Annotated in this window: 11 protein-coding genes; 7 read left to right on the top strand and 4 right to left on the bottom strand. The window is 57.7% G+C overall.

Annotation, left to right across the window (positions count from 1 at the left end; genetic code table 11):
* Nucleotides 1–163 precede the first annotated feature (163 nt).
* From parC to ftsP, 3 genes are all read left to right on the top strand, one after another.
* Complete coding sequence (gene parC, locus ACZ3HG_RS08650) at nucleotides 164–2,440, top strand: DNA topoisomerase IV subunit A (protein WP_191936320.1); 2,277 nt, start codon at nucleotides 164–166, stop codon at nucleotides 2,438–2,440.
* Between the two features lie 122 nt (nucleotides 2,441–2,562).
* The gene (locus tag ACZ3HG_RS08655; protein ID WP_191933738.1) at nucleotides 2,563–3,300 is read left to right on the top strand and encodes a 1-acylglycerol-3-phosphate O-acyltransferase; all 738 of its coding nucleotides are present in this window, start codon (nucleotides 2,563–2,565) and stop codon (nucleotides 3,298–3,300) included.
* Between the two features lie 136 nt (nucleotides 3,301–3,436).
* Nucleotides 3,437–4,864 carry a cell division protein FtsP gene (gene ftsP, locus ACZ3HG_RS08660; protein WP_191936319.1) on the top strand — a complete coding sequence of 476 codons (1,428 nt, stop codon included), beginning with the start codon at nucleotides 3,437–3,439 and terminating at the stop codon, nucleotides 4,862–4,864.
* A gap of 96 nt (nucleotides 4,865–4,960) precedes the next feature.
* Here the strand turns inward: ftsP and dkgA are convergent, their stop codons facing one another.
* Together dkgA and yqhD are read right to left on the bottom strand one after the other, a co-directional pair.
* A complete protein-coding gene (gene dkgA / locus ACZ3HG_RS08665; RefSeq protein ID WP_062745846.1) occupies nucleotides 4,961–5,785 on the bottom strand; it encodes a 2,5-didehydrogluconate reductase DkgA in 825 nt (274 codons plus the stop codon).
* An 86-nt stretch (nucleotides 5,786–5,871) separates the two neighbouring features.
* On the bottom strand, nucleotides 5,872–7,029 hold the full coding sequence (yqhD, locus tag ACZ3HG_RS08670; protein WP_465332689.1) for an alcohol dehydrogenase: 1,158 nt from the start codon (nucleotides 7,027–7,029) through the stop codon (nucleotides 5,872–5,874).
* 179 nt (nucleotides 7,030–7,208) lie between these two features.
* Here yqhD and ACZ3HG_RS08675 point away from each other — a divergent pair, with 179 nt between their 5' ends.
* The 3 genes from ACZ3HG_RS08675 to ACZ3HG_RS08685 all read left to right on the top strand — a co-directional run bounded on the left by ACZ3HG_RS08675 (nucleotide 7,209) and on the right by ACZ3HG_RS08685 (nucleotide 11,177).
* A complete protein-coding gene (locus ACZ3HG_RS08675; protein WP_137269491.1) occupies nucleotides 7,209–8,102 on the top strand; it encodes an AraC family transcriptional regulator in 894 nt (297 codons plus the stop codon).
* A gap of 216 nt (nucleotides 8,103–8,318) precedes the next feature.
* On the top strand, nucleotides 8,319–9,701 hold the full coding sequence (locus ACZ3HG_RS08680; RefSeq protein ID WP_191934040.1) for a diaminobutyrate--2-oxoglutarate transaminase: 1,383 nt from the start codon (nucleotides 8,319–8,321) through the stop codon (nucleotides 9,699–9,701).
* Between the two features lie 12 nt (nucleotides 9,702–9,713).
* Complete coding sequence (locus ACZ3HG_RS08685) at nucleotides 9,714–11,177, top strand: pyridoxal phosphate-dependent decarboxylase family protein (protein WP_465332690.1); 1,464 nt, start codon at nucleotides 9,714–9,716, stop codon at nucleotides 11,175–11,177.
* 61 nt (nucleotides 11,178–11,238) lie between these two features.
* Here the strand turns inward: ACZ3HG_RS08685 and ACZ3HG_RS08690 are convergent, their stop codons facing one another.
* Both ACZ3HG_RS08690 and metC read right to left on the bottom strand, forming a co-directional pair.
* Nucleotides 11,239–11,895, bottom strand: coding sequence for a DedA family protein (locus ACZ3HG_RS08690; protein WP_191933743.1), 657 nt, complete (start codon nucleotides 11,893–11,895; stop codon nucleotides 11,239–11,241).
* Nucleotides 11,896–12,117: 222 nt separating this feature from the next.
* Entirely contained in the window at nucleotides 12,118–13,308 is a 1,191-nt protein-coding gene (gene metC / locus ACZ3HG_RS08695; protein WP_191933744.1) for a cystathionine beta-lyase, read from the bottom strand.
* Between the two features lie 248 nt (nucleotides 13,309–13,556).
* Between metC and exbB the strand changes: the two genes are divergently transcribed.
* Entirely contained in the window at nucleotides 13,557–14,291 is a 735-nt protein-coding gene (exbB, locus tag ACZ3HG_RS08700; protein WP_191933745.1) for a tol-pal system-associated acyl-CoA thioesterase, read from the top strand.
* Nucleotides 14,292–14,296: the final 5 nt, after the last annotated feature.

The following is a 14,296-nucleotide window of genomic DNA, read 5'->3' on the forward strand; positions in this document are numbered from 1 at the left end:
AAAGATTAATTTCGGCGTGAGGCGGTCACAATTTGTTGTCTGCGCCCGGGCTTAACCGTTGTTCCCTGTGACAGACCCTTATCAGATAAGGTACTATCCTCGCCAAACTTACCGCAGTGTGCCGCTGGCCCTTAACGCGCCGCGATGTGAGGAAAAGAGAACAATGACTGATCTGACGCAGGATGGTGCAGAGCGCCTTGCCCTGCATACCTTTACCGAGAATGCGTACCTTAACTATTCCATGTACGTCATCATGGATCGTGCGCTTCCTTATATTGGCGATGGCCTGAAGCCCGTTCAGCGACGCATTGTGTATGCGATGTCAGAACTGGGACTGAGCAACAACGCCAAGTTCAAAAAATCGGCCCGTACCGTCGGTGACGTGCTGGGTAAATACCATCCGCACGGCGACAGTGCCTGCTATGAAGCCATGGTGCTGATGGCGCAGCCTTTCTCCTATCGTTACCCACTGGTCGATGGCCAGGGCAACTGGGGGGCACCGGACGATCCAAAATCCTTCGCCGCGATGCGTTATACCGAGTCACGTCTGTCGAAGTATGCTGAAGTCCTGCTGGGAGAGCTCGGTCAGGGCACCGTCGACTATGTTCCTAACTTTGACGGCACCATGCAGGAGCCGTCAATGCTGCCGGCGCGCCTGCCGAATATTCTGCTCAACGGCACCACCGGTATTGCCGTGGGGATGGCGACCGATATTCCGCCACATAACCTGCGCGAAGTGGCGAAAGCCGCCATTGCGCTGATCGACAGCCCGAAAACCACGCTCGATGAGCTGCTTGATATCGTTCAGGGGCCGGATTATCCGACAGAAGCGGAGATCATTACTCCGCGCAACGAGATCCGCAAAATTTATCAGAGCGGTCGTGGCTCGGTGCGGATGCGTGCGGTATGGAAGAAAGAAGACGGCGACGTGGTGATCACCGCGCTGCCGCACCAGGTGTCCGGGGCTCGCGTGCTGGAGCAGATCGCCGCCCAGATGCGTAATAAAAAGCTGCCGATGGTGGAAGACCTGCGCGATGAATCCAACCACGAGAATCCGACGCGGCTGGTGATCGTGCCGCGCTCCAACCGTGTGGATATGGAACAGGTGATGAACCACCTGTTTGCCACCACCGATCTGGAACGCAGCTACCGCATTAACCTGAACATGATTGGCCTGGATAATCGTCCGGCGGTAAAAAACCTGCTGGAGATCCTCAGTGAGTGGCTGGTGTTCCGCCGTGATACGGTGCGTCGCCGCCTTAACTTCCGTCTGGATAAGGTGCAGAAGCGCCTGCATATCCTCGGCGGTTTGCTGGTGGCGTTCCTCAATATTGACGAAGTGATTCATATCATCCGCTCCGAGGATGAGCCTAAGCCGGTACTGATGTCGCGTTTCGACCTCTCTGAAACCCAGGCTGAAGCCATCCTTGAACTGAAACTCCGCCATCTTGCCAAGCTGGAAGAGATGAAAATTCGCGGTGAGCAGGATGAACTGGAAAAAGAGCGGGCGTATCTGGAAGGGCTGCTGGCCTCTGAGCGTAAAATGAATACGCTGCTGAAAAAAGAGCTGCAGGCCGACAGCGATGCGTACGGGGACGACCGCCGTTCTCCGCTGCGCGAGCGCGAAGAAGCGAAAGCAATCAGTGAAAGTGAGCTGGTGCCGTCCGAGCCGGTGACTATCGTGCTGTCACAGAGTGGCTGGGTGCGCAGCGCCAAGGGCCATGATATTGACCCGACAGGCCTCAGCTACAAAGCCGGCGACAGCTTCCGTGCCGCCGCGCGCGGCAAGAGCAACCAGCCGGTGGCCTTTATTGACTCGACCGGGCGCAGCTATGCGCTTGACCCGATCACGCTGCCGTCGGCGCGCGGTCAGGGTGAGCCGCTGACGGGCAAACTAACGCCGCCGCCGGGTGCGGTGATCGAACAGGTGCTGATGGAGGAGGACGATCAAAAACTGCTGATGGCCTCAGATGCTGGCTATGGTTTTGTCTGCACCTTCAGCGATCTGATCTCCCGAAACCGTGCCGGTAAGGCGCTGCTGACCCTGCCTGCCAACGCCAGAGTGATGACCCCGATGGCGATCCACAGCAACGATGACCTGCTGCTGGCGATCACCAGCGCCGGGCGGATGCTGATGTTCCCGGTCGGTGATTTGCCGCAGCTGTCCAAAGGGAAGGGCAATAAGATTGTCTCGATTCCGTCGGCCCAGGCGGCCTCCGGTGAAGACAAGCTGGCCTGGCTCCTGCTGCTGACGCCGCAAAGTGACATTACGCTGCACGTCGGTAAGCGTAAACTGACGCTGAAAGCGGCCGATCTGCAGAAGTTCCGTGCCGAGCGTGGCCGCCGTGGCACGCTGCTGCCGCGTGGTCTGCAGCGTATTGACCGGGTGGATGTCGATGGCCCTGCCCGTTCCGCCCCTGTGGATGACAGCGAAGAGTAATATTCTTCCCCCGCCTGCGCGTCAGTGACGTGCAGGCGGATGTGCTGTCGGAAAAAATATAATAAGCTCAGGCGTGCGCGGAGCTGCCTGGCGCGATACCTGCAAGTGATAATGAGGTTGTTATGCTCGCTATTTTACGTCTTATGATCGTCGTGATTTATTCAATACTGTTGTGTGTTTTTGGCTGTATTTATTGTTTGTTCAGCCCGCGCGATCCCCGCCACGTTGCCACCTTTGGCCATCTTTTCGGGCGTCTGGCCCCGGTGTTTGGCCTGAAAGTTGAGCTGCGCAAACCTGTCGATGCAGAAGACTATCCCAACGCGATCTATATCTGTAACCACCAGAATAATTACGACATGATCACCGCGGCCAAAATGGTGCAACCCACGACGGTGACCGTGGGTAAACGCAGCCTGCTGTGGGTCCCCTTCTTTGGTCTGCTCTACTGGCTCACCGGTAACCTGCTGATTGACCGTGATAACCGTGCTAAAGCACACGGCACTATCGGTGAACTGGTGGATCAGTTTAAACGTAAGCGGATCTCTTTCCTGATGTTCCCGGAAGGGACGCGCAGCCGGGGCCGTGGTCTGCTGCCGTTTAAAACCGGTGCTTTCCATGCAGCGGTGGCGGCGGGGGTGCCGATTATTCCGGTGGTGGTGTCAAATACGCACGGTAAAATCAAACTGAACCGCCTGAAGAATGGGCTGGCGATTGTGGAGATGCTGCCGCCAGTGGACACTCAGGCCTTTGCCGAACAGTCCGTGCGTAAGCTGGCCACCCACTGTCGTGAACTCATGTCAGCAAAGCTGGATGAGTTAAATGCCGAAGTTGCCGCACGCGAAGCGTCAGGTAAGCTATAAATTAACGCAGTGGCCATTAAAACGGCCACGTTGTCTGCATTTTGCGGCAGCACATCTCGCGGATACACAGCCCGCGCATAATGATAAAAATGGAATACGGTCGCTGTGGCGGCCGGTTTTGACTTACGGAGTGGGTATGTCCTTCAGTCGACGTCAGTTTCTTCAAGCCTCGGGTATTGCCCTCTGCGCCACGGCGGTTCCTTTCCGCGCCCGCGCTGCCGGGCAGCCCAGTGCGCTTCCCGTGCCTCCTTTAATTGAATCACGTCGCGGGCAGCCGCTGTTTCTGACGCTGCAGCGCAGCCACTGGTCTTTTAACGGCAGTAATAAGGTGCCGGTGTGGGGTATTAACGGTCACTATCTTGGCCCGACGGTGCGCGTATGGAACGGCGACGACGTGAAGCTGATTTACAGCAACCGTCTGAGTGAACCGGTCTCGATGACGGTGAGCGGTCTTCAGGTTCCCGGCGTGCTGATGGGCGGCGCGGCGCGCATGATGTCCCCGGGCGTAGACTGGGCCCCGGTGGTGCCGATCCGTCAGTCAGCGGCAACCTGCTGGTATCATGCCAATACCCCCAACCGCATGGCGCCCCACGTTTACAACGGGCTGGCGGGCATGTGGCTGGTGGAAGATGAGATCAGTAAATCCCTGCCCATCCCCAACCACTATGGCGTGGATGACTTCCCGCTGATTATTCAGGATAAGCGGCTGGATAATTTCGGTGCTGCGGAATATGACCCGCCAGGTAGCGGAGGGTTTGTCGGTGATACGCTGCTGGTCAACGGCGTGCAGAATCCCTATCTGGAAGTCTCCCGTGGCTGGGTGCGCCTGCGCCTGCTTAATGCCTCGAATGCGCGCCGCTATCAGCTGCGCATGAGCGACAGCCGGCCGTTCAATGTCATTGCCAGCGATCAGGGCTTTCTGCCTGCGCCGGTGGCGGTAGAGCAGCTGTCTCTGGCACCGGGTGAACGGCGCGAAATCCTCGTGGATATGTCCCAGGGCGATGAAGTGTCGATCACCGCCGGAGAGGCCGCCGGTATTGTTGATCGCCTGCGCGGCTTCTTTGAGCCCTCTTCTATCCTGACCTCGACGCTGATCCTGACCCTGCGCCCCACCGGCTTGCTGCCGCTGGTGACCGACAATCTGCCAATGCGATTGCTGGCCGACCAGGTGATTGAGGGGGCCGTCAGCCGTACGCGTGAGTTCCGCTTAGGCGACTCCATGCCGGGCATCAATGGCGCGCTGTGGGATATGAACAGGATAGATGTGCAGGCGCAGCAGGGGAGCTTTGAGCGCTGGATTATCCACGCCGACCTGCCGCAGTCATTCCATATTCAGGGAGTGATGTTCCTGATTAAAAGCGTGAACGGGGCACAGCCCATGGCGGAAGATCGCGGCTGGAAAGATACGCTGTGGGTGGACGGTGACGTGGAGCTGTTTGTGTCCTTCACCCAGGCCTCGTCTGAGCATTTCCCGTTTACCTATTACAGCCAGACGCTGGAACTGGCCGATCGCGGGACGGCGGGGCAGCTGGCGGTAAGCCCGTCACCGCAGCCCATGGGGTAAGGCGCTGCGGTGACGGGCTCCGGCTTGCCGCCGGGCGCTCAGTAATGGGGAAATGGAGGACGACCTGTTTTCCGTCGTCCCGCCCGATGCCTCCGCTTAATTCAGCTCATCGGGGTCCGGTCCCAGGCGGTTCCCCTCATCCAGTGCCGCAATCTCACTGATTTCCGTCTTTTGCAGGCGGAAGTCGAACACCTTAAAGTTCTCTTCAATGCGCGATGGCGTGACCGATTTCGGGATCACCACCAGACCACTGTCCAGGTGCCAGCGGATGACAATCTGAGCCGGCGTTTTATCGTACTTCTTCGCCAGCTGTTTGATCACGTCTTTATCGAAAACGCCTTTGCCGCCCTGTGCCAGCGGGCTCCAGGATTCGGTCTGGATCTGATGCAAAGCGTTCCAGGCATGCAGCGTGCGCTGTTGCAGCATCGGGTGCAGCTCCACCTGGTTGATCACCGGGCTGACGCCGGTTTCATCCAGCAGGCGCTTCAGGTGCGGTTCGTTAAAGTTACAGACGCCAATGCTCTTCGTCAGCCCCTGCTTTTGCAGTTCAATCATCGCCTTCCACGCTTCAACAAAGTTGTCCTTTGCCGGGCAGGGCCAGTGCATCAGATAGAGATCGACACTGTCGAGCTGCAGTTTCTTCAGGCTGGTTTCCAGTGCCTGAGGCGCGTTAAGCTGATCGTCATTCCACAGCTTGGTGGTCACGAAGATATCCTCGCGTGCCACGTCCGTTTCCTGCAATGCCTGGCCGATACCCTCTTCGTTCTTGTAGATAGCGGCGGTATCAATGGAGCGATAACCGACGGACAGTGCTTTCACGGCGGCGGCGCGGGCCTCATCAATACTGGCCTGCCAGACACCCAGGCCAAGCTGGGGCATCATATTGCCATCGTGCAGTTTAATAATCGGTTGATCTGCCATGTTATCTCCTTATCAGCGTGTGAACCGGTGCGCGGGCACCGGTTGATGGCTCTAAGTCTAGTTGATACACAGGACTCGGGGAGGGATTAACGGGCATCCAGATAAATCTGACGGCTGACCTCAGGGGAAATATCCTGATGCTCACCCAGGGCGGTCAGGCCTTTTTCCTCCAGTTTTTTCAGCAGCTGCGGGATCGAAGAACCGTCGAGCTGATAGTCCCTGAAGCGCGTCGGTACGCCCATCTGCTCAAAGAAATCACGGGTGGCAGCGATGGCGGCATCGATGCGCTCTTCGTCGTTACCGTCGTGGATCCCCCAGACGCGGGCGGCGTATTGCAGCAGTTTCTCGCGTTTGGTCGCGCGCTGAATATTCATCAGCGAGGGCAGGACGATCGCCAGCGTTTGGGCGTGATCCAGCCCATGTAACGCCGTGAGCTCGTGGCCGAGCATATGCGTGGCCCAGTCCTGTGGTACACCAGCCCCGATCAGACCGTTCAGTGCCAGGGTCGCGCTCCACATGATGTTGGCGCGAACGTCGTAATTTTCCGGCTCGGCCAGCGCCTTCGGGCCTTCCCCGATCAAGGTCAGCAGCAGACTTTCGGCAAAACGATCCTGCACGTGGGCCTCGACCGGATACGTCAGGTACTGTTCAATCGTATGCACAAAGGCATCCACCACGCCATTGGCAATCTGGCGCGGCGGCAGGCTGTAGGTATAAACCGGATCCAGCACGGCAAAGCGCGGGAAGACATGATGGCTGCGGAAGGCCTGCTTATCGTGAGTGGCACGGCGGGTGATCACCGCACTGCGGTTAGACTCGGAGCCGGTGGCGGGCAGGGTCAGCACCGAGCCGATCGGCAGCGCCTGACGAATCTCCGCGCCCCCTGTCTGCAGGATGTGCCACGGGTCCTGCTGATAAAACGCGGCGGCGGCGATGAACTTGGTGCCGTCAAGCACCGACCCCCCGCCGACGGCCAGCAGGAAGGTGATCTTTTCACGCTTCACCACCTCAACGGCCTGCATCAGCGTTTCAAAACTGGGATTAGGCTCAATACCGCCGAACGCCTGCACGTCGAAGCCCTCAAGGGCGCGATACACCTGCGCCATCACGCCGTTATTTTTCACGCTGCCGCCGCCGAAGGTGATCAGCACTCTGCTGCCAGGCGGAATTTCCGCAGCCAGATGGGCGATCTGGCCCTGACCAAACAGAATACGGGTTGGGGTATGCAGAACAAAATTATTCATCACGGGCAATCCTGTTGAAAGGGGGAACGGCTGGATCAGGCGTTCAATTGTCACCAGCGGCCGGGCATGGCTCAATGCTCATTTCTGCCTGTTTCTTGCCTGATCCTCCAAAGGGCTGGAGAAATACCGGAACGGAGGCGATGATACGCCCGGGTTTCATTCTGCAGGCGGGAATCAAAATGGATAGACAGGCAATCTGCGCCCGGCTGGCGCAACAGGTCATCAGTCTGGTGACCGGCGATAAACATCAGGTGGCTCCCGTGCCGGGGATCACCCTCATACACGCAGATCGTTACTGGGCACGCCAGCCGGTGATGTATCAGCCGGCTATTGTGATCCTGTTTCAGGGGCAGAAAACCGGTTATCTCGGCAACAGCGTATTTCAGTATGACGCCACCAAGTATCTGATGCTTACCGTGCCGCTGCCGTTTGAGTGTGAAACCTTCGCCACGCCGGAACAGCCGCTGGCGGGACTGTCGCTGCGCGTCGATGCGCTGAAGCTGCAGGATCTGCTGATTGATATCGGGGACGACGACGGCTTCCGCCCTGAGCCGCAAACGCGGGGTATTCACTCGGCGCTGCTGACCGAAGAGATGCTTTGCGCGACTGAGCGGCTGCTGGACGTGATGCGCCATCCGCGCGATGCCCGCGTACTGGGCCCGCAGATTGTGCGTGAAATCCTCTACCACGTCCTGCAGGGGCCCTGTGGCGGCGCGCTGCTGGCGCTGGTCAGTCGGCAGACCCAGTTCAGTCAGATTGCCCGTGCGCTGCGCCGCATTGAGCACCATTTTACCGACAATCTCAGCGTTGACCTGCTGGCGGCCGAAGCCAATATGAGCGTCTCGGCGTTTCACCATAACTTTAAAGCGGTGACCAGCACCTCGCCGCTGCAGTATCTGAAAAGCTATCGCCTGCATCAGGCGCGCATGATGATGTTGCAGGAGGGGATGAAAGCCAGCGTCGCGGCCATCCGGGTCGGTTATGAAAGCCCGTCGCAATTTTCACGCGAATTCAAACGCTACTTTGGCGTCACGCCGGGAGAAGAGATGTCCCGGATGCGCCAAGGGGGGTAGGTGGCCGATCCGGCAGGGGGCATTATATCAAAGGTTTACCGACTGGAAAATTAACAAGGCCTTGATAATTAGTAAGAAAATCTAAATAAAATAATGTATTGAGAAGATACTTAAAAAGCCATATATTGGCCGCGTTTTATGTAGGGCCCACTATTTACTTAATTCAATTAATTCAACTGCGGCGTTAATGATACCCCCGGTTGTAGGAGAGATATGATGACGGATAAAGTCCGTATTGATACTTTAGATGCCAAATCTTTTGATGGAAACAATGAGACCTATTTAGCCAGACAGGCTGAGTTTGAATCTAATGTAAGGAGCTATCCACGTAAATTGCCGTTTGCAATTGCGAAAGCTCAGGGTGTTTGGATCACTGATGTTGAAAATAATCACTATCTTGACTGCCTTGCCGGCGCGGGAACGCTGGCGCTTGGACATAACCATCCGGACGTTTTACAGAGCATCCAGAATGTCATTACCAGCGGCTTGCCGTTACATACTCTCGATCTGACAACGCCGTTAAAAGATCAGTTCTCAGAATACCTGCTGTCCTTACTGCCAGGACAGGGGAAAGAGTACTGCCTGCAGTTCACCGGTCCGTCCGGTGCCGATGCCGTTGAAGCCGCGCTGAAGCTGGCGAAAAAAGTGACCGGCCGTGCCGGTGTGATCAGCTTCTCCGGTGGTTACCACGGGATGACCCACGGCGCGCTGTCGGTGACCGGTAACCTGTCACCAAAAGAAGCCGTCGATGGCATGATGCCAGAAGTGCAGTTTATGCCTTATCCGCACCAGTACCGCTGCCCGCTGGGCATTGGTGGTGAAGCGGGTGTTAAAGCGCTGACCTACTACTTCGATAACCTGATCAACGACGTTGAAAGCGGCGTGCGCAAGCCTGCGGCCGTGATCCTGGAAGCCGTACAGGGCGAGGGTGGGGTTAACCCGGCACCGGCCGAGTGGCTGCAGCGTATCCGTCAGGTCACTCAGGAACACGGTATTCTGCTGATCATTGATGAAGTACAGGCCGGTTTCTGCCGTACCGGTAAACAGTTCGCCTTTGAACACGCGGGCATTGAACCGGACATCATTGTGATGTCAAAAGCCGTCGGCGGCGGTCTGCCTCTGGCCGTGCTGGGCATCAAAAAGCAGTTCGATGCCTGGTCTCCTGGCCACCATACCGGAACCTTCCGTGGTAACCAGCTGGCAATGGCCACCGGCCTGACCACGCTGAAAATCCTGAAAGACAATAACGTGGCGGCGAAAGTGGCAGAGCAGGGCGAGTGGCTGAAAGGCAAACTGGCTGAACTGCAGAAGCGCTATCCGGTTATTGGCCACGTTCGCGGTCTGGGCCTGATGATCGGCATTGAGCTGGTTAAGCCACAGGAAGCGGCGGATCATATGGGCTGCCATCCGGCCGACGGCGAGCTGTCCGCACTGGTTCAGAAGAAATGCTTCGAAAACGGTCTGATCCTGGAGCGTGGTGGTCGTCACGGCTGTGTGCTGCGTCTGCTGCCGTCCCTGTTGATCACCAATGAAGAGCTGGGTGTTTTCCTGGACAAATTCGAACACGCCCTGCTGTCTGCTGGCGTCAAACCTGTATAACTGGAGTAAGTGATGTCCCGGTTAAACCCGATTCTGGCCGCGTCAGCGCAAAGCACGGATGCGTATCAGCAAGCGATTAAACAGACCAGCGAAGCCGTGGTGCAGTGGCTGCAACAGCCTGAAATGTATCAGGGAAAAAGCGTGGCTGAACTGCGTGAACGCATCCAGCTGGACTTCACCTCTCAGGGCCTGGGCAACCAGGCCGCGATTGAGCGTGCGGTCGAATTCTTCTTAAAAGACAGCCTGTCGGTTCATCACCCACAGTGCGTCGCCCACCTGCACTGCCCGAGTCTGGTGGTCAGCCAGGCGGCGGAAGTGCTGATTAACGCCACAAACCAGAGCATGGACTCCTGGGATCAGAGCCCGTCGGCTACCATTATTGAGGTGAAGCTGATCGAATGGCTGCGCGCTCAGGTAGGCTACCAGCCGGGTGATGCCGGAGTGTTCACCAGCGGTGGCACCCAGAGTAACCTGATGGGCCTGATGCTGGCGCGCGATGCCTTCTTTGCGCGCCTCGGCCATTCTGTCCAGCAGGACGGGCTGCCAGGCGATCTGAGCAAGATCAAAGTGTTCTGTTCCGAAAATGCGCACTTCTCCGTGCAGAAGAATATGGCACTGATGGGACTGGGTTACCGTTCCGTTACGCTGGTGAAAACCGACCGCTTTGCGCGCATGGACGTCAATGACCTGGCTGAAAAGATTGCGCAGGCACAGGCCAACGGCGAACAGATTCTGGCGATTGTGGCCACCGCAGGCACCACTGACGCGGGGGCTATTGACCCGCTGCCGGCGATTGCCAGCCTGGCAGCAGAACATCAGATCTGGGTGCATGTGGATGCGGCATGGGGCGGGGCGCTGCTGCTGTCTGAGAAATACCGCGACTACCTGGACGGCATTGAGCTGGTGGACTCCGTCACGCTGGACTTCCACAAGCAGTTCTTCCAGACCATCAGCTGCGGCGCGTTCCTGCTGAAAGAGGCGCGTCACTACGAGCTGATGCGCTACCAGGCGGCGTACCTGAACTCCGAGTTCGATGAAGCGCAGGGCGTGCCTAACCTGGTATCCAAATCGCTGCAAACCACCCGCCGTTTCGATGCGCTGAAGCTGTGGATGGGCCTGGAAGCGCTGGGCCAGCAGCAGTACGCTGAGATCATCGACCACGGCGTCACCCTGGCGCAGCAGGTGGCGCAGTACGTCACTGAGCAGCCGTCACTGGAGCTGGTGATGCAGCCACAGCTGGCCAGCGTGCTGTTCCGCTATCGTCCGGCCTCCCTGGCCGACGCGGATGATGCGGCTATCGCGCTGCTGAATCAGAAAATTGGTGATGCGCTGCTGGATTCGGGAAGGGCCAACGTGGGGGTGACAGAATCGGACGGGGTAACCTGCCTGAAGATGACGCTATTAAACCCCACCGTCACCCTGCAGGATATTCAGGTCCTGCTGGCGCTGGTGGAAACCACAGCAGAGCAGCTGTAATACGCTGACTGACGCGGGGCAGGCACAATGCCGTTGCCCCGCGAGACATCCAGCCCGGTTATTACCGGGCTTTTTTGCCTTTTACCACCAGGGCGATACTGCCGATCAGACCAATGGTGAGCATAATCAGCGGCAGGATCATCAGGCAGGCCATCACCTGATCTTCATGACGTTTGATAAACGGCACCTGACTGATGGTGTAACCAAACCCGACCAGAATCCCCACCCACAGCAGCCCACTCAACCAGTTAAAGAGCTGGAAACGCCCGTTTTTCAGGCCGGAAATCCCCGCCAGAGTGGGCAAAATCGTGCGTACAAAAGCCAGAAAACGGCCGACCAGCAGCGCCATCAGACCGTGACGATTAAACAGATTCCATGCGCGCTGGTGATACTGCGCCGGTAAATGCAGCAGCCAGCCTTTGACCAGTCGGGTGTTACCCAGCCAGCGGCCCTGGAGATATCCCAGCCAGCAGCCGAGGCTGGCCGCGGTGGTGAGGATTAGCAGCGTGGGTATAAATGCCATCACCCCTTTGGCAATCATCGCCCCGGCGAGCAGCAGCAGGCTGTCACCCGGTAAAAACGCCGCAGGCAGCAGACCATTTTCCAGTAGCAGCGTCAGAAACATAATGCCGTAGACTATCCAAATCACATCCGGATTGGCCAGCGCGGCAAAATCCTGATGCCACAGCGCCTGAACAATCTCGTGTAGTACACCCATTCGTTATTCCCGTTAAACCCATTGCCTTTCTTGATGACGCTATTCTGCTGGCTACGGCGACTGACGGGGTCAGATCGTGCCGTCCCTGCCGTGACAGGATAGCGTCCGTTGCGTTGGCGAATACAACTTCCTTGTCCAGTGTAACTGTAAACAGGTTCCGGCACCTTGATCAAAGGCGCGAACCCACCATGCTATTCATCAAATGTTGAAGTTCAGGCGTCTTCAGCGGCTCAGGCGGTCAAAACCGGCGGCCAGGTCGTCAATCAGATCGTCGACATTTTCCAGGCCGATATGCACACGTACCAGCGTGCCGGTAAAATCGACCCCGCCAGCCGGGCGGATGGCCGCCAGCTCCTCCGGCTGGTTAGCCAGGATCAGCGACTCGTAGCCGCCCCAGGAGTACGCCATACTGAAATGGCTGAAGTTATCCAGGTAGTCCGCCAGCTGCGCGTCACTCAGCCTTTCGTTCAGTATAAAGGAAAACAGGCCGCTGCTGCCGGTGAAGTCGCGCTGCCAGAACGCGTGACCCTGACACTCAGGGAGTGCAGGGTGGTTGACCCGGGCGACTTCCGGGCGTGCTGACAGCCAGTGTGCCACCCGCAGGCTGCTCTCCTCATGCTGACGCAGGCGCACTGCCAGCGTGCGCAGGCCTCGGCTGGTCATGTAGGCGGTATCGGCATCGGCCATCTGCCCCATCAGATAGGAGTTTTCCCGCAGTTGCTCCCAGCAGCGCGCGTTCGCCACGGCAGTCCCAATCATCGCATCCGAGTGGCCAATCAGGTATTTGGTCCCGGCCTGAATGGAGATATCCACGCCGAAGTCCAGCGCCCGGAAAAGGATGCCCGCGCCCCAGGTATTATCGATCATGATAATCGTCTCCGGGGCCTTACGGCGGATCGCCGCGACGATGGCCGGAACATCCTGCACTTCCATGGTGATTGACGCCGGTGACTCCAGAAACACCACGCGGGTGTTGGGCTGGACGAGGTCAGCGATCTCACTGCCGGTACTGTGATCAAACCAGGTGGTGGTGACCCCCAGCTTACTGAGGATTTTGGTGCAGAAATCCTGTGTGGGTTCATACACGCTGCCGCTCATCAGCACGTTATCCCCGGCAGATACAAACGCCAGAATAGCATTGGAAACGGCTGCCGCACCGCACGGATACAGGGCGCAGCCGGCACCGCCTTCCAGTTCGGTCATCGCCTCCTGCAGCGAGAAGTGGGTCAGGGTGCCACGGCGACCGTAGAACAGCTCACCGTCTGCCCGACCAGCGGTGGCCCGCTTCTTATCGGCAACGGTGTCAAAGACCAGCGACGAAGCACGCTGGATGACGGTATTCACTGACCCCTGGGTATAACGTTTGCCGCGTCCGGCACGAATCAGTGCCGTCTCAATTTTTTCGCTGCTCATAAAGATCCTGTGTCATTTTTACCCTTTTTTTAACGTTAACACGCCAGCCGTCTACGCGGTATTCAGCATCGGGTTAAGTGATAAAAATTCACCATCCGTGCGCGCCGGGGAGCCTTCAGTCAACAAACTGAGCAAAAAACACCCAAAAAGTTGTAAATAGTAATGAGAACTACTATCAATTCCCGGCCTTTTTGGTATGATCCGCGAAGTATTTTTCGCTATCAACACTTAGACGTTGGAGACACAGCGTGACAAATGATTTGATGCAGATGGACCTGTCCGTCTGGGGCATGTACCAGCATGCCGACATCGTGGTTAAAGCGGTGATGATTGGCCTTTTGTTGGCATCGGTTGTCACCTGGGCCATTTTCTTCAGTAAAAGCGTTGAACTGAGCGCGGCGCGCAGGCGTCTGAAGCGTGAGCAACAGCAGCTGGCGAATGTCCGTTCGCTGGAAGAAGCCGCCCGGATCTGTGACGGCTTCCAGGGTTACAGTCTCAGCACGCTGCTGATTAAAGAAGCGGAAAACGAGCTGGAACTGTCGGCAGGATCGGACGATAACAACGGGATCAAAGAACGTACCGGCTTTCGTCTGGAGCGCCGTGTGGCGGCCTTCAGCCGTCACGCTGGCCGCGGCAACGGTTTCCTCGCCACTATCGGCGCTATTGCCCCGTTCGTTGGCCTGTTCGGTACGGTATGGGGCATCATGAACAGCTTTATCGGTATTGCGCAGACGCAGACCACCAACCTTGCGGTTGTCGCCCCCGGCATTGCTGAAGCGCTGCTGGCCACCGCGATTGGTCTGGTTGCCGCGATCCCTGCGGTCGTTATCTATAACGTCTTTGCCCGTACCATCGGCAGCTACAAAGCCTCGCTGGGTGACGTAGCCGCGCAGGTTCTGCTGCTGCAGAGCCGTGACCTTGACCTGGCGGCGAGTGAAAGCACACAGCGCGTTCAGCCAGCGCAGAAACTGCGGGTGGGTTAAGTATT

The organism is Erwinia sp. PME.40.26/001 (assembly GCF_055556675.1).